Annotated in this window: 17 protein-coding genes; 10 read left to right on the top strand and 7 right to left on the bottom strand. The window is 72.9% G+C overall.

Annotation, left to right across the window (positions count from 1 at the left end; translation table 11 throughout):
• On the top strand, window positions 1-1,023 hold the full coding sequence (locus CCN42_RS04465) for a protein phosphatase 2C domain-containing protein (protein WP_086733166.1): 1,023 nt from the start codon (window positions 1-3) through the stop codon (window positions 1,021-1,023).
• A 74-nt stretch (window positions 1,024-1,097) separates the two neighbouring features.
• A complete protein-coding gene (locus CCN42_RS04470; RefSeq protein ID WP_086733167.1) occupies window positions 1,098-2,840 on the top strand; it encodes a pyruvate dehydrogenase in 1,743 nt (580 codons plus the stop codon).
• Window positions 2,841-2,931: 91 nt separating this feature from the next.
• On the opposite strand, the gene CCN42_RS04475 is transcribed toward CCN42_RS04470, so the two are convergent.
• Entirely contained in the window at window positions 2,932-3,291 is a 360-nt protein-coding gene (locus CCN42_RS04475) for a hypothetical protein (RefSeq protein ID WP_086733168.1), read from the bottom strand.
• A 63-nt stretch (window positions 3,292-3,354) separates the two neighbouring features.
• Complete coding sequence (locus CCN42_RS04480) at window positions 3,355-4,428, bottom strand: alkene reductase (RefSeq protein ID WP_086733169.1); 1,074 nt, start codon at window positions 4,426-4,428, stop codon at window positions 3,355-3,357.
• Between the two features lie 235 nt (window positions 4,429-4,663).
• Between CCN42_RS04480 and CCN42_RS04485 the strand changes: the two genes are divergently transcribed.
• The gene (locus tag CCN42_RS04485; protein WP_245877146.1) at window positions 4,664-5,227 is read left to right on the top strand and encodes a MarR family winged helix-turn-helix transcriptional regulator; all 564 of its coding nucleotides are present in this window, start codon (window positions 4,664-4,666) and stop codon (window positions 5,225-5,227) included.
• Between the two features lie 321 nt (window positions 5,228-5,548).
• On the opposite strand, the gene CCN42_RS04490 is transcribed toward CCN42_RS04485, so the two are convergent.
• On the bottom strand, window positions 5,549-6,943 hold the full coding sequence (locus tag CCN42_RS04490; protein WP_245877147.1) for a helix-turn-helix domain-containing protein: 1,395 nt from the start codon (window positions 6,941-6,943) through the stop codon (window positions 5,549-5,551).
• A gap of 140 nt (window positions 6,944-7,083) precedes the next feature.
• Between CCN42_RS04490 and CCN42_RS04495 the strand changes: the two genes are divergently transcribed.
• Together CCN42_RS04495 and CCN42_RS04500 are read left to right on the top strand one after the other, a co-directional pair.
• Entirely contained in the window at window positions 7,084-7,692 is a 609-nt protein-coding gene (locus CCN42_RS04495) for a hypothetical protein (RefSeq protein WP_086733172.1), read from the top strand.
• Between the two features lie 357 nt (window positions 7,693-8,049).
• Window positions 8,050-8,532, top strand: a complete 483-nt coding sequence (locus CCN42_RS04500) for an ATP-binding protein (protein ID WP_086733173.1) — start codon at window positions 8,050-8,052, stop codon at window positions 8,530-8,532.
• 268 nt (window positions 8,533-8,800) lie between these two features.
• On the opposite strand, the gene CCN42_RS04505 is transcribed toward CCN42_RS04500, so the two are convergent.
• A complete protein-coding gene (locus CCN42_RS04505) occupies window positions 8,801-9,847 on the bottom strand; it encodes a DUF2637 domain-containing protein (protein WP_086733174.1) in 1,047 nt (348 codons plus the stop codon).
• Window positions 9,848-10,147: 300 nt separating this feature from the next.
• Window positions 10,148-10,993: a (2Fe-2S)-binding protein gene (locus CCN42_RS04510; RefSeq protein ID WP_086733175.1), complete on the bottom strand. Its 846-nt coding sequence runs from the start codon at window positions 10,991-10,993 to the stop codon at window positions 10,148-10,150.
• Window positions 10,994-11,180: 187 nt separating this feature from the next.
• On the opposite strand from CCN42_RS04510, the gene CCN42_RS04515 reads away from it, so the two are divergent.
• Window positions 11,181-12,044, top strand: a complete 864-nt coding sequence (locus CCN42_RS04515) for a GntR family transcriptional regulator (RefSeq protein WP_386581825.1) — start codon at window positions 11,181-11,183, stop codon at window positions 12,042-12,044.
• A 444-nt stretch (window positions 12,045-12,488) separates the two neighbouring features.
• Here CCN42_RS04515 and CCN42_RS04520 read toward each other — a convergent pair whose 3' ends face one another.
• Window positions 12,489-13,256: a hypothetical protein gene (locus tag CCN42_RS04520; RefSeq protein WP_086170491.1), complete on the bottom strand. Its 768-nt coding sequence runs from the start codon at window positions 13,254-13,256 to the stop codon at window positions 12,489-12,491.
• A gap of 141 nt (window positions 13,257-13,397) precedes the next feature.
• Complete coding sequence (locus tag CCN42_RS04525; RefSeq protein ID WP_086733177.1) at window positions 13,398-15,071, bottom strand: PucR family transcriptional regulator; 1,674 nt, start codon at window positions 15,069-15,071, stop codon at window positions 13,398-13,400.
• A gap of 391 nt (window positions 15,072-15,462) precedes the next feature.
• Here CCN42_RS04525 and CCN42_RS04535 point away from each other — a divergent pair, with 391 nt between their 5' ends.
• The 4 genes from CCN42_RS04535 to CCN42_RS04550 all read left to right on the top strand — a co-directional run.
• A complete protein-coding gene (locus CCN42_RS04535) occupies window positions 15,463-16,356 on the top strand; it encodes an FAD binding domain-containing protein (protein ID WP_086733178.1) in 894 nt (297 codons plus the stop codon).
• Window positions 16,356-16,934, top strand: a complete 579-nt coding sequence (locus CCN42_RS04540; protein ID WP_086733179.1) for a (2Fe-2S)-binding protein — start codon at window positions 16,356-16,358, stop codon at window positions 16,932-16,934. The genes CCN42_RS04535 and CCN42_RS04540 overlap by 1 nt, the downstream gene beginning before the upstream one ends.
• 16 nt (window positions 16,935-16,950) lie before the next feature.
• Window positions 16,951-19,377, top strand: a complete 2,427-nt coding sequence (locus CCN42_RS04545) for a xanthine dehydrogenase family protein molybdopterin-binding subunit (protein ID WP_086733180.1) — start codon at window positions 16,951-16,953, stop codon at window positions 19,375-19,377.
• A 220-nt stretch (window positions 19,378-19,597) separates the two neighbouring features.
• On the top strand, window positions 19,598-20,908 hold a 1,311-nt coding region (locus CCN42_RS04550), incomplete at its 3' end, for an NCS2 family permease (protein WP_086733181.1).

Here is a 20,908-nt window from a genome sequence, read left to right on the forward strand (position 1 = left end):
GTGGGTGCACCGGGCGGAGCGCCGGGCACACCCGCCGCTCCGCCCGGTGCACCCACCGCTCCGCTCCCGCACGTCGGCTCCGGGCCCCCGACCTACGATCCCGAGCCGACCGCCCTCCCCGCCGCCGACCCCGACGACCTCGGCGACCTGGTTCCCGACACCGTGCTCGACGGTGCCCGGTACGGCACCTGCATCCTGCGGGCCGCCTCCGTCCGCGGTGACTCGGCCCGCTTCCGCGGCGAGCTTCGCCGCGACGCGCTGCTCACCGCCCGCTTCGGCACCGGCGAACACGCGCTGCTGCTGGTCGCGATGGCCACGGGGGCGAGGGCCACCCCCCGCGCGCACCGCGCCGCCGCCGAGCTGTGCCGGTGGATCGGCAGAGCCGTCGGCCGCAGCCACGCACGCCTCGCCGACGACATCCGCGCGGGCCGCCGCGGCGACCTCAAGTCGGGCCTGCACCGGCTGACCGACCGCAGCCTCGGCCGACTCCGGGCGGGCGCCGCCGACCAGGGGCTGCGCCCGGAGGAGTACGCGGCCACCCTGCGCTGTCTGCTGCTGCCCGCCGACCCCGCCTGCCGGACCCGAATCTTCTTCGGCGTCGGCGCGGGCGGTCTGTTCCGGCTCCGCGACGGCGGCTGGCACGACATCGAACCGCAGGTCACCGAGGCCACCGGCGAGCCCGTGGTGGGCTTCGGCTCGCCGCCCTCCGAGACCCCGCAGGGCGACCGGCTCACGACGGACCTGGGCATTCCGGCGCCGCCCAGCCCGTACGACCAGCGCCCCGAGCCGCCCCGCGAACCGTTCCGTTTCCGCGCCTCCATCGCCCGGCCGGGTGACGTCCTGCTGATGTGCACGGCCGGACTCGCCGAGCCCCTGCGGGGCGAGCCCGCGCTCCCCGTCCATCTGACCGAACGGTGGTCGCACCCGCGGCCGCCGGGCCTCGCCGGGTTCCTCACCGACGTCCAGACCCGGGTGAAGGGGTACGCCGACGACCGTTCGGCGGCGGCGGTCTGGGAGGCGTGATCGCGCACGGTGTGGATTGATGGATCGAGGGGACCCGACCGGACGTGCCGCACAGCGAAGGGGCGCAGGGATCCATGGCCAAGCAGAACGTCGCCGAACAGTTCGTCGACATCCTCGCCCGCGCCGGGGTGAAACGCCTGTACGGCGTCGTGGGCGACAGCCTCAATCCGGTCGTCGACGCGGTCCGCCGCAACTCCGCGCTCGAATGGATCCACGTCCGGCACGAGGAGACCGCCGCCTTCGCGGCCGGTGCCGAGGCCCAGATCACCGGACGGCTGGCCGCCTGCGCCGGTTCCTGCGGGCCCGGCAACCTGCACCTCATCAACGGCCTGTACGACGCCCACCGCTCCATGGCGCCCGTCCTCGCCCTCGCCTCGCACATCCCGTCCAGCGAGATCGGCCTCGGCTACTTCCAGGAGACCCACCCCGACCACCTCTTCCGCGAGTGCAGCCACTACTGCGAGCTGATCTCCAACCCCCGGCAGATGCCCCGGCTGCTGCACACCGCCGTCCAGAACGCGGTCGGCCGCGGCGGCGTCAGTGTCGTCGCCCTCCCCGGTGACCTCGCCGCCGAACCGGCCCCCGACAAGGCGGCCGAGACCGCCCTGGTGACCGCCCGCCCCACGGTCCGCCCCGGCGACGCGGAGATCGACAAGCTGGTCGACCTGATCGACCGGGCGCGGAAGGTCACCCTGTTCTGCGGCAGCGGCACCGCGGGCGCGCACGCCGAGGTCATGGAGCTGGCGCAGAAGATCAAGTCACCGGTGGGGCACGCCCTGCGCGGCAAGGAACACATCCAGTACGACAATCCGTTCGACGTGGGGATGAGCGGGCTGCTCGGCTACGGCGCCGCCTACGAGGCCACCCACGAGTGCGATCTGCTCATCCTGCTCGGCACCGACTTTCCGTACAACGCCTTCCTGCCCGACGACGTGACCATCGCCCAGGTCGACGTGCGGCCCGAACACCTGGGCCGCCGCTCCCGGCTGGACCTCGCCGTGTGGGGCGACGTCAAGGAGACGCTGCGCTGTCTCACCCCGCGCGTGAAGACCAAGCACAACCGGCGCTTCCTCGACAAGATGCTGAAGAAGCACGCCGACGCGCTGGAGGGGGTCGTCAAGGCGTACACCCGCAAGGTCGACAAGCATGTCCCCATCCACCCCGAGTACGTGGCGTCCGTGCTCGACGAGGTCGCCGCCGACGACGCCGTCTTCACCGTCGACACCGGCATGTGCAACGTCTGGGCGGCCCGCTACATCACCCCCAACGGCCGCCGCCGCGTCATCGGGTCCTTCTCCCACGGCTCGATGGCGAACGCGCTGCCGATGGCGATCGGCGCGCAGTTCACCGACCGCCGCCGCCAGGTGGTGGCGATGTCCGGCGACGGCGGGTTCTCCATGCTGATGGGTGACTTCCTCACCCTCGTCCAGCACGACCTGCCGGTGAAGATCGTGCTGTTCGACAACTCGTCGCTCGGCATGGTGGAGCTGGAGATGATGGTCGCCGGGCTGCCTTCGTACGGCACCACCAACAAGAACCCCGACTTCGCCGCCGTCGCCCGCGCCTGCGGGGCCTACGGCGTCCGGGTGGAGAAGCCGAAGCAGCTCGCCGGCGCCCTCAAGGACGCCTTCAAGCACAAGGGGCCCGCCCTCGTCGACGTCGTCACCGACCCCAACGCCCTGTCCATCCCGCCGAAGATCAAGGCCGAGATGGTGACCGGGTTCGCGCTGTCCGCCTCCAAGATCGTGCTGGACGGCGGTGTCGGCCGGATGCTCCAGATGGCCCGCTCCAACCTCCGCAACGTGCCCAGGCCCTGACCGCGGTCGAAGGGTGGTGGGGCCGTCCCCCTTCTGGCGGCGGTCGCGCAGGAACGATCAGCCCGGTCCCCGGGCAGGTGCCGCCCTGGGGTCAGCCGACGGCGCGGCGCAGCAGCGCTTCGGAGGGGTCCAGGTAGCGGTCGCTGTAGTCCATGCCGAGTCCAGCGGTTGGCAGGATCACCTGGGCCTTGTTGTTGACCATCAGGGCGGTGCGACCGTCGAGGTCGTCAGCGAACAGCAGGGGGACGATCCGCGCCGCGTAGACCTTCGGGGAGGGACCGGCCAGCCCGACCACGACTTCGGCCAGACGGTGCATGAGGCTGCCCTCGCCCAGATAGTCGGAGCGGATGTCGGTCTTGATCAACCCGGGGTTGAGACCGAAGTACGCAGGGCCGGGCAGTCTGCGGTCCCCCGCGAGCACGAGGATCTCGTTGCCGGCAACGGTGTTCATGTGCGCGGTGGGCCGGTGTTCATTGCGGGTGCCTTCGTCCGTGTTCCGGGTGCGTGTGTCGGGTCAGGGCAGGGCGGGGTAGTCGGTGTAGCCGTGTTCGTCGCCGCCGTAGGTGGTGGCCCGGTCGGGGGTGTTGAAGGGGCCACCGCGTTCGAGGCGCTCGGGCAGGTCGGGGTTGGCCAGGAAGAGGGCGCCGTAGGCGATCAGGTCGGCGGTGCCGTCCTCGATCAGGTCCAGCTCCTGAGGACCGGTCGGCTCCGCGCCGGTGAACGGGTTGAGGACGAAGGTGCCCGGCCACTGGCGGCGCAGCCGGACCGTCAACTCGCGGGCCCCGGCGGACTCCATCTGGTGCAGATAGGCCAGGTTCAACGGGGCCAGGGCCTCGACCAACGCGGAATAGGTGACCTCCACGTCGTCCGGGTCGGTCTCCACGATGTCGTTGTAGGGGTTGCCCGGCGACATGCGGAAGCCGACCTTCTCCGGCCCGATCGCCTCGGCCACGGCCTGCGCCGTCTCCACCGCGAACCGGATGCGGCGGTCCGGGGAACCGCCCCACGCATCGGTACGCGTGTTGGAGTTCGGGGCGAGGAACTGGTGGATCAGGTAGCCGTTGGCGCCGTGCAGTTCCACGCCGTCGAAGCCGGCCTCGACGGCGTTGCGGGCGGCGGTGGTGTAGTCGGCGACGGTCTGGGCGATCTCTGCCCCGGTCAGCTCGTGAGGGGTGACGAAGTCCTGCGGGCCCTCGCTGGTGTAGACCTGGCCCGCCGCCCTGACCGCAGAGGGTCCGACCGGGGTCAGTCCCGTCAGGCTCGGATGGCCGACCCGCCCCGTGTGCATCAGCTGCAGGAAGATCACTCCGTCGCGCTCGTGGACGGCGCCGGTGACCTTCTTCCACGCCTCGATCTGCTCGCCGGAGTGGATACCCGGGGTGTTCGGGTAACCCTGGCCGACCGCTGACGGCTGGGTTCCCTCGGTGACGATCAGCCCGGCACTGGCCCGCTGGCCGTAGTAGGTGGCCATCAGGTCCGTGGCGGACCGACCGGGCCCGTAGGCGCGGCTGCGCGTCATCGGTGCCATCACGATCCGGTTGGCCAGCCGTGTGCCGGCCAGGTCGTAGGGGGTGAAAGCCTTGTTCATGATCGTCGCTCCCTTGGTTCGTACGGGCCTGTGACAGGGCCGTCGGCGTCAGACGATCTGACGTTACCTGCTCGAACAAGTAAATCAGCCTTGGCATTCCCTCGGGTGTCTCGCCAAGGGGAAAGTGGCCGGGAGCAGCATGTTTCCCTGATTGAGTGACGCCTGTTCGGCGGCTGTGGGCGCTAGAATGGGGGTGTATATGTTCGGGCAGTTACATGGAGGAGCGCAGCATCACATGATCCGCCCAGATTCCGGGCCTCCCGGGCCGGACGCTGTCGAGGCGGCCCACGTGCCGATGCCGCCCTCGGTCCAGGCCGGGCCGATGGCCCACGCGATCTTCCGGGTGGCCCGGCTGCACCGCGCGCTCGCCGGGCAGCTCCTGCGTCGGGTCGGCCTCCACCCCGGCCAGGAACTGGTGATGATGCAGCTGTGGGACCACGGGCCACAGCGCCAGACCGACCTGGTCCGACTGCTCGGATCCGACGCGGCCACCATGACCCGCACCATCAAGCGACTCGAACACGCCGGATTCGTCCGCCGCCGCCCCAGCCCCACCGACAAGCGGGCGACCATCATCGAGCCCACCGAGGCCAGCCTCGCCCTGCGCCACCAGGTCGACGACATCTGGGCGGAGCTGGAGGAGTGCACCGCCGGGGAAATGCCCGAGAAGCGGCAGGCCGAGGCCGTCCAGGTCCTGGAAGAGATCGAGGCGAGCCTGACCCTGGCCGCGACCCGGCTCGCGCAACAGCAGACCGACGACCCGGCCGCACCACCCGAGGGGCGGGCCGGCCGCGGGTAGCCCGCTCCCGGGAGTGCGAAGCGGCGACCGGCGCCTCGACCGCGGCCCCGGTGCGCCAGGGACTGCGTCGTTGTCGGTCTTCGTCCTGACGTCCCCTGACCTGGCTGGCCGGGTCCCGCAAGGACGTAGTCCCTGGCCGGGCCCGGCCGCCCCGGACGGTGAACAGCGGCTGAGCCATGAGCGGCGGTTGCCTCCAGCGGGGGGAGGCAGGGCCACTGGGTGAGCTGACGGACTCCCCCTGCCCCCGCTGTGGCGTGTGCCCTGGTCAGGTGGTGGTGTGCGCACCAGCACGCGTGTCACCGGCGTCCCCGGACACCGCATCTAGGCGCCCGGACTCCAGTGGCGGGCCGAGGTGTCGTAGGTGTGCCGGGGCAGGCCCTCGACGGCGCTGGTCCGGAACGGGCGGCCCCGGTCGTCGATCCGGACCGTGCCGGTGCGGCCCTGCGAGGACCAGTCCAGCTCCAGCAACCAGCGGCAGTCGCAGCCCGCCGTCCGCGCGGTGACCAGCAGCACCTCCGGGTCCTCGGCCGACACCCGGTACGGCATGCGGACCGCCGGGATCGGCGTGCCCGCGTCGTTCCCGGCGACGGGGCGGGCGAGCGGCCGGTCCTTGTCCAGGTCCACCGCGAAACGCCGGGGGGTGATGGCGCCGCCGCAGCCCTCGTCCATGGCGTACACGTGGCCCGGCGCCGGCTCGGCACGCCCGGCCACCCGTACCCGCAGCGCCTCCAGGACCACGGCCGTGGCGGAGCGGCCCTGCACGGAGATCCGCACGGTGGTCTCCCGGCCGTGCACCGCCCCCTGCGCCGCCGCCCACGTCCCGGCGTCCTGCGGGGCCGGGGGCGGCGGAACCTGGGCGGGCGGCCTGCCGATGACGTAGTCGTGGCCGCAGCCGTGCGCCCAGACCTGCGAGTCGGCGGTCCAGACGAGGGGGAGGGCCCCATCGGTGGGGGAAGCCGCCGCCGGCGTGCGGGTCCGCGAGGGCGCTGGGGAAGGGCTCGTCCCCGCCGGGGACGGGCCGGGCGCGGCCGAAGTCGCGTCAGGGGACGCGGAGGGCGTGCGGGGCGGAGGGCTGCTCGGTGTCCCGGTCGTGGGTGCCGCGACCGTCGTACGGACGGACGGGGCGACCCCGGCGGAGGAGCCGCGGCCGGTGGGCAGCGCGGCGAGGCTGCCGGCCGCGGCCAGGGAGGCGCAGCCGGCGGCGAGGGCGACGGCCAGGCGCGGACGCCGCCGGTACCAGGGTGCCGACACCTGTACCGGTCGTGCTTCCGGTCCCGGTGGTTCCGGTCGTGCTTCCGGTCCCGGTGATTCCGGTCCCGCTTCCGGTTCCGGTGGTTGCGGTCCTGGTTCCGGCGGGGCTGCCGGTGCTGCTTGCGGGGGCGGTGCGTCCACCGGCGCCGCGGGCACGGCCTCCGCCCGCGGTCGCCGGCGTGCCGCCACCGCCGTCAGCCAGCGGCGGTGCAGTTCCACGCGCTCCTCGGGCGTCGCGCCGCACAACGCGGCGAACCGCTCCACGGGGGCGAAGTCCTGCGGCACCGCGTCACCGGCGCAGTAACGGTGCAGCGTGGAGGTGTTCATCTGCAGACGGCGGGCCAGCGAACCGTAACTGCGGTCCGTACGCTCCTTCAGCTCTCGCAGCAGCGCCGCGAACCCGGCGACGCCGTCGTCCTGTCCGGACACCCTTCCCCCGGTGCGCTCGCGTCCCCGGGACGGCATCCCAGGAACTCCCTGTACGTGCACGTCAGACGGGGTGGGATGGTTCCATGCCGAGCGAAGCGGCATCCCCTGTTGCGCGCGTCACCGCCGCCTGCCGATGCTGGGCACATCCACCGACCCAGTCGCACAGGGGGAGACCCATGCCCGTCCGTACCCGAGCCGCCGCGCTCGCCGCACTCGCCGTCGCCGCGGTCACCGGCCTCACCGCGCTCGCCGCCCCCGCGGGAGCCGCGCCCGGGCCCGCTTTCCTCTCGGCCGCCGAGCTGCCGCCCCACCCCTCCTCGGCCTGGACCGCCGGGAAGGTCACCGACGGCGTGCCCGACGAGCTGCGGCTCTGTCTGGACGAGGTGTTCCCGGGCTACGACTCCCGTTACCGCCCGTTCCACACCGACCTCGACGCCGCCGCCCGCCAGCTCACCATCGTCGCCGGCTCGGCCGCCAAGGCGAAGGCGCTGGCCGACCGGATGAACGCGCTCATCCGTTCCTGCGCGGACCGGATCGAGCAGGACGACCCCGAGACCGAGGCCGCCTACCGGAGCTACGGAAGGGTGCGGGCCGAGGAGGGTGCCCGCGTCCACGGCCTGCACACGCAGACGTCCTGGGGTGCCACGGACATCCGGCTGCTGTCGGTGGGGCGCGACGGGCGCACGGTGACCGTCGTGGAGTGGGCGCAGCTCGGCGACTTCGGGGACGCACCGGTCCGCGCCTTCCGCAAGACGACGGCGACGGCGGTGAACAAGCTCTACTGATCCGAACGCGGGCGCGACCGGCCCGGGACGGTCGCATTCCGGCCACTTTCGTCCCGCCGGCGTCCGGACGGTGCCGGACGCCGAACGGCCGCCGCCGGGAGAACACCCGCCCCAGCTCTTGGCCGTGTACGGCCGGATCGGCAGCCCGCAATAGACAGTTGAGCCGATCTCCGCCGCTCGACCGGGCGGCCTGACGCGCCCCACGGAGCCGCTCTGGCCGCCCACCGCCGCGCCGGCCGTGGCCGAACACCTGGTCGTCGACGATCCCGCAGGACTGGCCCGGTGCCCGCTGGGCAAGGATCCCCGTGAACGTGTTCGAGCAGGAGGGAAACCGACATCGGCACGCGGGCGGGGGACATGAAGAGGCAGGTACGAGGAGGCGGGCCCACCACGGTCGGGGCCTTCTCGACGGGGACGACGGAGGACGGGACCGACGGCGCGGCGGAGCAGGCCCCGGCGCCACAACTGAGGCGCAGACTCGAGCGGGCCGACTTACGGGCCGTCCCGGAGGCGCGACGGGCACTGCGCGAACTGCTGCGGCACTGGGGGAGTCCCGGCCGCTCCGACGTGGCGGAGCTGCTGACCAGCGAACTCGTCACCAACGCGCTGGTCCACACCGACGACGAGGCGATCCTGACGGCGACCGTGGGGCCGCGCGGCCTCCGGGTGGAGGTACGGGACTTCGTGGCCCGCCGGCCTCGGCTGCGCGTACCGGCCGCCGACGACGGTACGAACGGCCGCGGCCTGCTGCTGGTCCAGTCGCTCGCCGCCGCCTGGGGCGTACGGCCGCACGCGGTGGGCAAGTCCGTCTGGTTCGAGCTGGACGCGGACGCCGCGTAGGGATCACGGCGGAGCGACGGCGAACGGGACGGGGGGCGGCCCGTGCGGCCGCACCCCCGTCCGTCGTCGCCCGGTTCCGGGTCCCGGTCCGGCCTAGGGGGTGTCGTCGAACTCCCGTCTGCCCCGCGACGCCCGGCACGTGCTCTCGCCGCACCGGACGAAAGTCCGGGTACGCCCAGTACGCGGACTTCCGCCCGGCGAGCCGAGAGCACGCACCGGACGCCGCAGGGCCGTCCTGCGGACGGCGACGGGAGTTCGACGACACCCCCTAGCCGAACTGCTGCTCCAGATCCTTGAGCTTGCGCTCCAGGTGGTCGAGGCGCGGCAGGGCCTGGGTGTCGTCCTCCGCGGTGAGGTCGACCCTGACCGGGTCAGCGGATCCGCCGCGGACCGGCTGCAGGGAGGGCCGGTTGCGTACCGGCAGGGGCTCGGGCGGGGATATGGCAGGCTCCGCGGAGACCATCTCGGAGCCCTGCTCCACCGGTGACAGCTCCACCTGCCGTCCGCCGCCCCGGCCGGCGAAGCCGCGGTGACCCCGGCTGATCGCCTTCAGCCGGGCGCGCTCCAGGCGCTCCTTGTCGCGCCGGCGCAGCCGCTCCTGCTCCTTCTGGCGTTTGTCCTCGCGCACTTCCTCGACGGCCTCGTCGAGGCTGCGCACACCCTCCAGGAGCATCAGGGACCAGGCCCGGTAGGTCTCCCGCGGGGCCCTCAGCCAGCGCACGATCCGGATCTGCGGCAGCGGCCTGGGCACCAGGCCCTGCTCGCGCAGGGCGGCCCGGCGGGTCTGCTTCAGCGCCCGGTCGAAGAGCACCGCGGCGGACAGGGACATGCCCGCGAAGAAGTGCGGGGCACCGGCGTGCCCCGCGCCACGGGGCGCGTGCACCCAGTTGAACCAGGCGGCGGCGAAGGCGAACGTCCAGACGAGTATCCGGGAGCCGAGCGCCGCGTCACCGTGGCTGGCCTCGCGGACCGCGAGCACCGAGCAGAACATCGCCGCGCCGTCCAGCCCGAACGGCACCAGGTACTGCCAGCCGTCGGAGAGGCCGAGGTTCTGCTCGCCGAAGCCGACCAGGCCGTGGAAGGAGAGCGCCGCCGCGACCGCGGCACAGCAGAAGAGAAGGACGTAGGAGACCGTGCCGTAGACGGCCTCCTTGCGTCTGCGGCGTTCCTCATTGCGTTCCCAGGAGTCGTCGGCGCGCGCGTCCTTCCCCGCGGTCCGCCTGCCGCGCGCGAGCACCGCCACCGCCGCCAGCATGCCCAGGAGCAGTACGGCGCCCGGAAGCAGCCAGTTCAGCGATATCTCGGTCAGTCTCATCCGGTGGTCCCTTGCCTCGGGATAGGGCGTGACGCCCGCCATAGTGGCCCAGACCCACGAGCCCTCAGGGGCGTTCGCGGCAAGAGGCCGCCAAGGGAGTGCGGCAGGGACGCACGAGTCACCGTTCTGGTCGAACTCCCGTATGACATACGGTGGTTGAGTTCGAACAAGACCATCCTGACGAGCGGTTCCGGGGGCGGTCGCGCCCTACCGTCCCCTACGCGAGAGGTTGATGAACCGTGTGTGACCGCGCGGACGGCAGGTGCGTGGATGTACTCCCGGGGCGGAAGTGACACCCGGTCACGCGGCGGCGGCCGTCAGCTTGGCGATCCGGTCCGCGTCGCAGGTGCGCGGGCAGGTGGCGCAGGTGTCCTCCGGGCGCACGGTGTAGAACATGCAGCAGCTCGCCCGGTCCCGGGTGGGCAGCGACTCGCCGTCCGGGCCGGTCAGCTCCCGGAAGGCCGCCGAGCCGACGTACGGCTTCGTCGCCCCCGGCAGCAGCAGCTCCAGTTCGTGCCGCGCCCGCTCCTGCTCGCCGAGCAGATGGGCCACGTACCACAGCCCCTCCACCACCTCGTCGGTCGCCATGCCCCACAGCGCCCGGCCCCGCCGGCGCATCCGCGGGCCGAAGCCGCCGAGGACCGGTTCCAGGTGCTCGGCGACCGCCGCCCGCACCTCGGCGCGCAGCGCCTCCTCGCCGGAGACCACCCGGGCGCCGGGCAGTGCGGCGGCCGGGTCGCCGGGGAGGCAGGCGAAGGCGGTGGGCCGTACGGCCATGCGGCCCACGGAGAGACCCGCGGCCGAGCGGTCGAACGAGACATGTGTCACGGGATAGCGGGGGACCCGGCGGTGCAGGAACCACGGCACGGTGATCAGCAGGCAGGCGGGCCAGGCGTAACGGTGCAGGCCGAAGCTGGCGATCACGTCCGGGCGGGCCTGCTGTCCGTAGTCCCGCACGACTTGGGCGTCGTCCCAGGCCAGAAAGGCGTCGAGGTGGTCCGCGCCCTCCGCGAGCGAGGCGGCGGAGACCCACCCGCCGCCCTCGGGAGCCGGGTCCGCCGGGCCCACTTCGGTGACGGCGAGTCCCGGGAACACCTCGGTGAGGCGGGCGTACGCGTCCGCGACGGCCGACGAGGGCACAGGCATACCGGGACCACCGCTTCGAGATCGAGAACAGGTAAGGCTTACCTTACTCAATCTCGCGGAAATTTGAACTACCGCGTTGTCCGCCTAAGGTGCTTGACGGATGAGTAACAACCGGCCGTAATCTCCCCAACCGCCGAAACCCCCGGCAACCGCCGACAACCGCCGACAAGTCCGTCAGGAGGACCCTGTGAAGCAGGCCGCGCACGGTCCCGCCGAGACGGGTTGCGGGGCATCGGATCTCCCGGCGTCGGACCGTTCCGCGGGCAGCGGGAAAATGTCCGCCGTACGCGTGCCCGCGCAGGGGCGGGCGGCGGCGCCCGCGCCCAGGCCCTCCGGCGGGGACGCCGCCGCGGCCCGTGGCGAGCACACGCACAGCGAGCGGCCGATGCCCCAGGCGCCGCCCGCGGCGGAGCCCGCCCGGCCGGTCGTGCAGCGGTCGTCCGTGCGCGGGCAGATCCTCCAGGCACTGCGCTCCGCGCTGGTCACCGGAGAACTGCGGCCCGGCGAGGTGTACTCGGCTCCCGCGCTGGGCGAACGGTTCGGGGTCTCGGCGACGCCGGTCCGCGAAGCCATGCAGCAGCTCGCGCTCGAAGGGGCCGTCGAGGTCGTGCCGAACCGGGGCTTCCGGGTCGTCGAACGGGACGCGCGCGAACTGTCGGAGCTGGCCGAGGTGCGGGCGCTGCTCGAGGTGCCCGTGCTGCTGCGGCTCGCCCGCACGGTGCCGGCCGCGCGGTGGGCCGAGCTGCGGCCCCTCGCGGAGGCGACGGTGCGGGCGGCGGCGTCCGGGTGCCGGGTGACGTACGCCGAGGCGGATCGGGCGTTTCACCGGGCCGTGCTGGGGCTTGCGGGCAACGCGCAGCTGGTGCGGATCGCCGATGACCTGCACCGGCGGGCGCAGTGGCCCCTGGGCGGGGCGGCGGTGGGACACGCGCGGACCGAGCTGATGGCCGACGCGGCCCAGCACGTGGGACTGCTGGACGCGTTGATCGCCGGCGACGCGGAGGGTGTACGGGTACGGCTGGGCGAGCACTTCGGCACCACCGGGTCCTGACTGGACCGGGGCTGGGGCTGGGGCTGCGCGGCGTTCGCGATCGAAGCCCGAGGCGCGGAACCCCCCCCACAGGCATTCAGCCCCCTTCCTGAGCAGAGCGGGGAACTGCGCGACAGACCACGACGCGCCCGCACCCGCCCCCGGTGTCGAGCCGTCACGCACCCAGGGGGCGCGGGGAACTGCGCGACAGACCACAGCGCACCCGCACCCGCCTTCGGTGCCGAACTGTCACGCACCCAGGGGGCGCGGGGAACTGCGCGACAGACCACAGCGCGCCCGCACCCGCCTTCGGTGTCGAGCCGTCACGCACCCAGGGGGCGGGGGGAACTGCGCGACAAGCCACAGCGCACCCGCACCCGCCCCGGGCACCGGGCACGGCACCGGGCACGGCACGCGGCACGGCGTGGACGCGCCGTCCCGAGCGTGCCGCCGGCACCCGGTCCCTCACGCCGTCGCCGCGTCCGGGGCCTGGGGGGTGAGCTGGCGGGCCAGCCAGGTGGGGACGCCGCCCAGGAGGTGGAAGAGGCGGCGGGCCTCCTCGCGCAGGCGGGAGGCCTCGGGTTCCGTCTCCGCGTCCGCGAGGGACACCAGCGCGGGGGCCGTACCGACGAGGTAGCCCAGTTCCTCGCGGATCCGCAGCGACTCGGCGAAACCGTGCCGGGCCTCGGCCAGTTCGCCGTCGCGCAGGGCGAGCCCGGCGAGGTGCCGCCACGTGAAGGAGAGCAGCAGCGCGTCGGAGTGGGTGAGGGCGCCGGTGTGGGCGCGGCGGTACGCGGCCCGCGCGGCCTGCGGGGACCGGGTGAGGTTCTCGGCGAGCAGGCCGCGACGGAAGTCGAGCAGCGCGCGGGCCGGCGACCCCGGAGGGATCAGCGCGGCCGCCCGGCCGAGCGCGGCGCGCGCCTCGTCGGCCCGGTCGCGCACGCCGAGCAGCGTGGCGGCGTAGGCCAAGTACCCGCGTTCACAAGCGGCGGCGCCCCGTTCCTCGTCGTCGTGGGCCAGCGCCTCGGCCGTGCGCAGCGCGTCCTCGGCCTCCTCCCAGCCCTGCTCGGTGTACAGGCACCGTTCCACCAGCAGCGCGGCCCGTTGCAGGGCCGCCGCCGGGGTGACCGGTTGGAGCAGTGCGGCGGCGTCGGCCCAGCAGGCCCGCGAGCGCAGCCGCCATACCGCGGTCTGGAGTGGATCGTCACCGGCGGTCGTTCCGTTACCAGACATGGCGGTATACGCCACCTCGCCCTCCCCGAGCACGCCATCGAGCTGTTGAGTGGTGGCCGCATCTCAGCACGGATCCACGGCCCGGCCAAGAGGGTGGGTGAAGGATTTCACAAAGTCGTGGGGCTGTCGCCCGCACAGGTTTCAGCTCATGCGCAGCGCCAGGAAGAAGTCCAGCTTGTCCTCCAGGCGGGACAGGTCACGGCCCGTCAACTGCTCGATGCGGCCCACCCGGTAGCGCAGCGTGTTGACGTGCAGGTGCAGCCGGGACGCGCAGCGCGTCCAGGAGCCGTCGCACTCCAGGAAGGCCTCCAGGGTCGGGATCAGCTCCGCGCGGTGGCGGCGGTCGTAGTCACGCAGCGGGTCGAGGAGCCGTGCGGTGAAGGCGCGGCGGACGTCGTCGGGGACGAACGGCAGCAGGAGGACGTGGGAGGCCAGTTCCTGGTGGCCGGCCGCGCAGACCCGGCCGGTGCGGGCCCCCGCCACCCGGCGGGCGTGCCGGGCCTCCTCCAGGGCGCCGCGCAGCCCCTCGGCGGAGTGCACGGCCGCGCTGACGCCGAGCGTGACCCGCCCGTCGCCGTCCAGGCCGGCCGACAGCGGCTCCCGTACGGCGGCCAGCAGGGTGTCGGCGAGGACGCCGGTCTCGGAGCCGTCGTGCTCGGCGGCGACGGCGGGCAGCGGGACGAGGGCGATCGCCTCGTCGCCGACGTGCGCGACGGCGATGCGGTCAGAGGGCTCGGGGCCGGTGGCGAGCGGGTCGACCAGGATCTCCTCGAGCAGCGACTGGGCGACCGGGCCGGTCTCGACCTCGCCGCCGTCCCACTCGACCCGGGCGACGACGACCTGCCAGTGCGGGGCCGCGCCGAGGCCGGGCAGCAGCACGGGGGCGGCCACCCGCAGCCGGGCGGCGATCTCGGCGGGCGCGGCGCCGGTCTGCACCAGTTCCAGGACCTCCTGGGCGAGCCGCCGCCGCACGGTGCGCGCCGCGTCCCGACGGTCGCGTTCGACGGCGATCAGCTGGGTGACGCCCTGGAGCAGGTCGAGCCGCTCCTCGGCCCAGTCCCCGGCGTCCGCCTCGACGGCGAGCACCCAGTCGGACAGCACGGTCTCGCGTACGTCCCGGGCGGCCTGCGGGGCGCGGGCGCTGCTGCGGATCGGGAAGAGGGAGTAGGTGGTCGGGCCGGCCGGCACCCGGTGCGGGCCGCGGCGGCCGGTGCGGGCGGCGGCCAGGTGCTCGGCGGCGAGCGTCGCGCACAGCTCGGCGGGCAGCGCGGGCCCGGCGGCCTCGGACCCGGCGATCAGCCGTCCGGTCGGTGACAGCACCCAGGCGCGCAGGTCCAGGTCGGAGCCGAGCAGGTCGAGGACGACGTCGGGGCCGCCGCCCGCGGGGCCGGAGGTCATCATCCGCCGGTGCCGGTCGACGACGGCCGCGAGGTCGCCGGCGCGTTCCCCGGAGACCTGCCGTACGACGTGCTCGGTGATCGTGGCGAAGGCCACGGACTCGTGCACCGCGAACAGCGGCAGCCGGTGCCGGGCGCAGGCCGTGACCAGGTCCTCGGGGATGTCGCCCAGTTCGGCCTCGCCGGCCGCGAGGGCCGCCACCCCGGCCTGCGCGAGGATCCGTACGAAGGGCTCGGAGTCGGCGGCGTCCCGGCGCCAGGCGAGGCCGGTCAGCACCAGCTCGCCGCCGGAGAGATAGCGGCTGGGGTCCCGCAGGTCGGTGGTCATCACGCCCCGCACGGTGCGGTCCAGCTCGTCCTCGCCGCCGAGCAGCCTGAGGCCCAGCGCGTCGGTGTCCAGCAGTGCGCGCAGCCGCATTCTCGTCGCCGCCGTTCTTTGTCTCGAAACTTACGATGAAACTGATGGTGGTGGTGGGGTTCGGTCCGCGGACCGTTCGACGGACCGACACACGGTCGTCCGGTGCGGTTGCTCGCCGTCTCCTCGGAGGGTGTCCCTGGTCACGCGGGACGGACCGGGCGTTTCCAGAGGAAAACAGAGAGGTTGCCGAGAACCTCCGTTCATACGAATCTACAAGATGACCGTCGTGGCCAGCCAACTCCTTCATGGTTTCGGTGACTGACCCGCTCGGAGCACAGCGCTGTGTACTGGCTCCCATCCGCGTGAACAACAGATGAACGAGCCGGGAGTGCCGCACACGGATTGGCTCGATCTGCACGACCCCCACGAGAACGAAGAAGGAGAGCCGGTCATGGACTTCCTTCGCCCCGCCAGTTGGGAGGAGGCGCTCGCCGCCAAGGCCGAGCACCCCGCCGCTGTGCCGATCGCGGGCGGCACCGATGTCATGGTCGAGATCAACTTCGGCCACCGCCGGCCGGACCACCTCCTGGACCTGAACCGCATCGGCGAGCTGGCCGAGTGGGAGAGCGGCGCGGACTCCGTGCGCCTGGGGGCCTCCGTCCCGTACGCCGCGATCATGGAGAACCTGCGCGCCGAGCTGCCGGGCCTGGCGCTCGCCTCGCATACGGTGGCCTCGCCGCAGATCCGCAACCGCGGCGGCGTGGGCGGCAACCTCGGCACCGCCTCCCCGGCGGGCGACGCCCACCCGGCCCTGCTGGCCGCGGGCGCCGAGGTCGAGGCGGAATCCGCGGCCCGCGGCAGCCGCCGTATCCCCATCGACGACTTCTACACCGGGGTCAAGCGCAACGCGCTCGCCCCCGACGAGCTGATCCGCGCGGTGCACATCAAGAAGGCCGACGGCCCCCAGCAGTACTCGAAGGTCGGCACCCGCAACGCCATGGTCATCGCCGTGTGCGCGTTCGGCCTCGCCCTGCACCCCGCAACCCGCACGGTCCGCACCGGCATCGGCTCGGCCGCCCCGACGCCGGTCCGGGCGAAGACCGCCGAGGAGTTCCTGAACGCCGCGCTGGAGGAGGACGGCCTCTGGGACAACGGCGAGACCATCACCCCGTCGGTCGCCCAGCGGTTCGCGGACCTGTGCGCCGCCGCCTGCAACCCCATCGACGACGTCCGCGGCACCGCGGGCTACCGCCGCCGCGCGGTCGGCGTGATGGCCCGCCGGACGCTCACCTGGACCTGGGAGTCGTACCGCGGCACCCGCCGCACCCTGAAGGGAGCCGCGTGATGCGTGTCAGCCTCACCGTCAACGGACGGCCACAGGAAGCCGACGACGTCTGGGAGGGCGAGTCCCTGCTCTACGTGCTGCGGGAACGGCTCGGGCTGCCGGGCTCCAAGAACGCCTGCGAGCAGGGCGAGTGCGGCTCGTGCACCGTACGCCTCGACGGCGTGCCGGTCTGCGCCTGCCTGGTCGCCGCCGGGCAGGCCGAAGGCCGCGACGTCGTCACCGTGGAGGGCCTCGCGGACCACGCCAGGCAGCGGGCCGAGGGCGGCGGCACCCGCGGTACGGGCGGGAGTGAAACCGGTACGCCCTTGCGGGACGCCCAGCGGTGGAAGGCCGAGGGCGGCGACTCCCGGACCGGTGAGGGCACCGAGCTGTCCCCGATCCAGCAGGCGTTCCTGGAGGCCGGCGCCGTCCAGTGCGGCTTCTGCACCCCTGGCCTGCTCGTCATGGCCGACGAGCTGCTGGAGCGCAACCCGAACCCGGCCGACGCGGACATCCGCGAGGCGCTCTGCGGAAACCTGTGCCGGTGCACCGGCTACGAGAAGATCATGGACGCGGTTCGCCTGGCGGCGTCCCGGTAGTCAGAGGGGTCCGACCATGCCGACCACCGGCGCACCCACCAAGCTCACCCAGGGCTCCCAGGCCCGGGGCGGCATCGGCGCATCCACGCTCCGCCCCGACGGGACCCTCAAGGTCACGGGCGAGTTCGCGTTCGCGTCCGACATGTGGCACGAGGACATGCTCTGGGGCCAGACCCTGCGCTCCACCGTCGCCCACGCCGAGATCGTGTCGATCGACACCTCCCAGGCACTGGCGACGCCGGGCGTGTACGCCGTCATGACGTACGACGACCTGCCCACCGACGTGCGCACGTACGGCCTGGAGATCCAGGACACCCCGGTCCTCGCCCACGGCAAGGTGCGTCACCACGGAGAACCGGTCGCGCTCGTCGCCGCCGACCACCCCGAGACCGCCCGCCGCGCCGCCGCGAAGATCGACGTCGAGTACCGCGAGCTGCCGGTGATCACCGACGAGGCCTCCGCGCTCGCCCCCGACGCGGTCCTCGTCCACGAGAACCGTGACGACCTCCCCCAAGGACCTCCGGCAAGCGACGGTCCAGGGGGGACCCCCATCGCCGGTCACGTCCCGCACCCGAACATCGTCCACCGCCAGCCGATCGTGCGCGGCGACGTCGAGGCGGCACGCGAACGGGCCGACGTGATCGTCGAGGGCGAGTACACCTTCGGCATGCAGGACCAGGCCTTCCTCGGCCCCGAGTCCGGCCTCGCCGTACCCGAGGAGGACGGCGGCGTCCATCTCTACATCGCCACCCAGTGGCTCCACGCCGACCTGCGCCAGATCGCGCCCGTGCTCGGCCTGCCCGAGACGAAGGTGCGGATGACGCTGGCCGGCGTCGGCGGCGCGTTCGGCGGCCGCGAGGACCTGTCCATGCAGATCCACGCCTGCCTGCTCGCCCTGCGCACCGGCAAACCCGTCAAGATCGTCTACAACCGGTTCGAGTCCTTCTTCGGGCACGTCCACCGCCACCCCGCGAAGCTGCGCTACGAGCACGGCGCCACCAAGGACGGCAAGCTCACCCACATGAAGTGCCGCATCGTCCTGGACGGCGGCGCCTACGCCTCCACCTCCGCGGCGGTCGTCGGCAACGCCTCCTCCCTGTCGGCCGGCCCGTACGCCGTCGACGCCGTCGACATCGAGGCCCTCGCCCTCTACACCAACAACCCGCCCTGCGGAGCCATGCGCGGCTTCGGCGCGGTCCAGGCGTGCTTCGCCTACGAGGCCCAGATGGACCGGCTCGCACAACGGCTCGGCCTCGACCCGGTGGAGTTCCGGCAGCTCAACGCCATGGAGCAGGGGACGCTGATGCCGACCGGACAGCCGGTCGACTCCCCGGCTCCCGTCGCCGAACTGCTGCGCCGCGTGAAGGCGATGCCGATGCCGCCGGAACGGGACTGGGAGTCCAGCGAGGGCGCCGACGTGCGGCAGCTGCCCGGCGGCCTGTCCAACACCACGCACGGGGAAGGCGTCGTCCGCGGAGTCGGCTACGCCGTCGGCATCAAGAACGTCGGCTTCTCCGAGGGCTTCGACGACTACTCCACCGCACGCGTCCGCATGGAGGTCATCGGCGGGGAACCGGTGGCGACCGTGCACACCGCGATGGCCGAGGTCGGCCAGGGCGGTGTCACCGTCCACGCGCAGATCGCCCGCACCGAGCTGGGCGTCGCCCAGGTGACCATCCACCCGGCCGACACCCGGGTGGGCAGCGCCGGATCGACCTCCGCCTCCCGGCAGACGTACGTCACCGGTGGCGCCGTGAAGAACGCCTGCGAGCGGGTCCGCGAGCGGGTCCTGGAGATCGGCCGCCGCAAGTTCGGCTCCTACCACCCCGCCTGGGCCACCGCCGAACTCCTCCTGGAGCACGGCAGGGTCGTCACCGACGGCGGCGAGATCCTCGCCGACCTGGCGGACGTCCTCGACGACGAGGTGGTGGAGGCCGAGGAGGAGTGGCGGCACCGGCCGACCGAACCCTTCGACCCGCACACCGGCCAGGGCAACGGCCACGTCCAGTACTCCTTCGCGGCACACCGCGCGGTCGTCGACGTCGACACCGAGCTGGGCCTGGTCAAGGTGGTCGAACTGGCCTGCGCCCAGGACGTCGGCAAGGCACTCAACCCGCTCTCCGTCATCGGCCAGATCCAGGGCGGCACCACCCAGGGCCTCGGCATCGCGGTGATGGAGGAGATCGTCGTCGACCCGAGGACGGCGAAGGTGCGCAACCCCTCCTTCACGGACTATCTGATCCCCACGATCCTCGACACGCCGCCCATGCCGGTCGACGTGCTCGAACTCGCCGACGAGCACGCCCCGTACGGGCTGCGCGGCGTCGGCGAGGCCCCCACCCTGTCGTCGACCCCGGCCGTCCTCGCGGCGATCCGGGACGCGACCGGGCTGGAGCTCAACCGGACGCCGGTCCGCCCCGAGCACCTGACCGGCACCGGATAAGACCCTCCGGGCGGCGCGACAGGAACGTCACAGCCTCCCCGCGCCGCCCGGAGTACCCACCCCAAGCACCGCACCGCTCGCGGGACTTGGACAGCACGACTGATCGTTCGTCTCGGGCCGTCCCCCGGGTCGTGCGGCCGAAGCACCTTCCCAAATCCCGCAGCCGCCACCCTGGCGGGTCCCATGCGGGTGTCCCTATGAACCTTGGGAGCAGGCCCACATGACCCAGCAGTCACTGGAGCCGAGGACCGTCGCGGAGGACGCGGGCGCGGGAACCCGCGTTCCGGCCGGACGGTCCTGGCTCGACCGGTACTTCCACATAACCCACAGAGGATCCACGGTCGCGCGTGAGGTGCGCGGCGGCATCACCACCTTCATGGCGATGGCGTACATCCTCCTCCTCAACCCCCTCATCCTGTCCGGCAAGGACGCGGCGGGGGACACGCTCGCCCAGAAGGCACTGATCACCGCGACCGCGTTCGCGGCGGCCCTCACCACACTGCTGATGGGGTTCGTCGGCAAGGTGCCCCTGGCGCTCGCGGCCGGCCTGTCCGTCTCCGGAGTCCTCGCCTCCCAGGTCGCCCCGCAGATGACCTGGCCGCAGGCCATGGGCATGTGCGTGATGTACGGCGTGGTCATCATGCTGCTGGTCGTCACCGGCCTCCGCGAAATGATCATGAACGCCATCCCGCTCGCCCTCAAGCACGCCATCACCATGGGCATCGGCCTGTTCGTCGCCCTGATCGGCCTCGTCAAGGCCGGGTTCGTGCACGAGAACCCGGACATCGGCGGCGGCCCCGTCCTCCTCGGCCCCGGAGGTGAACTGGCCGGCTGGCCGGTGCTGCTCTTCTCCGTCACCCTGCTCGGCATCTTCATGCTCCAGGCGCGCGGCATCCCCGGCGCCATCCTCATCGGCATCGTCGGCGGCACGGTCCTCGCCGTCATCCTCAACGCCGCCGGAGTGATCGACCCCGAGCAGTGGGCGAGCGGCGCGCCCGAACTCCACGGCAGCGCCGTCTCCATGCCCGACTTCTCGATCTTCGGCAACGTCGAGTTCGGCGGCTGGGGCGAAGCCGGCGCGATGACCGTCGGCATGATCGTCTTCACCCTGGTGCTCGCCGGGTTCTTCGACGCCATGGCGACCATCATCGGCGTCGGCACCGAGGCCAAGCTGGCCGACGAGAAGGGCCGGATGCCGGGCCTGTCCAAGGCGCTGTTCATCGACGGGGCGGGCGGCGCGATCGGCGGCGTCTCGGGAGCGTCGGGCCAGACCGTGTTCGTCGAGTCGGCGACCGGCGTCGGCGAGGGTGCCCGCACCGGACTGGCCTCCGTGGTCACCGGGTTGTTCTTCGCGGCCTGCCTCTTCTTCACCCCGCTCACGGCGATCGTGCCGGGCGAGGTCGCCGCGGCGGCCCTCGTGGTCATCGGCGCCATGATGATGATGAACGCCCGTCACGTGGACTGGGGCGACCGCGCCACCGCCATACCAGTCTTCCTCACTGTCGTGATCATGCCGTTCACGTACTCCATC

This window comes from Streptomyces glaucescens (assembly GCF_002154375.1).
Taxonomy (GTDB): domain Bacteria; phylum Actinomycetota; class Actinomycetes; order Streptomycetales; family Streptomycetaceae; genus Streptomyces; species Streptomyces glaucescens.

Bases quoted from the DNA above. Each gene is read 5' to 3' on its own strand.
- CCN42_RS04470 (WP_086733167.1), top strand. From the start codon at position 1,098: ATGGCCAAGCAGAACGTCGCCGAACAGTTCGTCGACATCCTCGCCCGC.
- CCN42_RS04475 (WP_086733168.1), bottom strand. From the start codon at position 3,291: ATGAACACCGTTGCCGGCAACGAGATCCTCGTGCTCGCGGGGGACCGC.
- CCN42_RS04480 (WP_086733169.1), bottom strand. From the start codon at position 4,428: ATGAACAAGGCTTTCACCCCCTACGACCTGGCCGGCACACGGCTGGCC.
- CCN42_RS04485 (WP_245877146.1), top strand. From the start codon at position 4,664: ATGATCCGCCCAGATTCCGGGCCTCCCGGGCCGGACGCTGTCGAGGCG.
- CCN42_RS04490 (WP_245877147.1), bottom strand. From the start codon at position 6,943: ATGCCGTCCCGGGGACGCGAGCGCACCGGGGGAAGGGTGTCCGGACAG.
- CCN42_RS04495 (WP_086733172.1), top strand. From the start codon at position 7,084: ATGCCCGTCCGTACCCGAGCCGCCGCGCTCGCCGCACTCGCCGTCGCC.
- CCN42_RS04500 (WP_086733173.1), top strand. From the start codon at position 8,050: ATGAAGAGGCAGGTACGAGGAGGCGGGCCCACCACGGTCGGGGCCTTC.
- CCN42_RS04505 (WP_086733174.1), bottom strand. From the start codon at position 9,847: ATGAGACTGACCGAGATATCGCTGAACTGGCTGCTTCCGGGCGCCGTA.
- CCN42_RS04510 (WP_086733175.1), bottom strand. From the start codon at position 10,993: ATGCCTGTGCCCTCGTCGGCCGTCGCGGACGCGTACGCCCGCCTCACC.
- CCN42_RS04520 (WP_086170491.1), bottom strand. From the start codon at position 13,256: ATGTCTGGTAACGGAACGACCGCCGGTGACGATCCACTCCAGACCGCG.
- CCN42_RS04525 (WP_086733177.1), bottom strand. From the start codon at position 15,071: ATGCGGCTGCGCGCACTGCTGGACACCGACGCGCTGGGCCTCAGGCTG.
- CCN42_RS04535 (WP_086733178.1), top strand. From the start codon at position 15,463: ATGGACTTCCTTCGCCCCGCCAGTTGGGAGGAGGCGCTCGCCGCCAAG.
- CCN42_RS04540 (WP_086733179.1), top strand. From the start codon at position 16,356: ATGCGTGTCAGCCTCACCGTCAACGGACGGCCACAGGAAGCCGACGAC.
- CCN42_RS04545 (WP_086733180.1), top strand. From the start codon at position 16,951: ATGCCGACCACCGGCGCACCCACCAAGCTCACCCAGGGCTCCCAGGCC.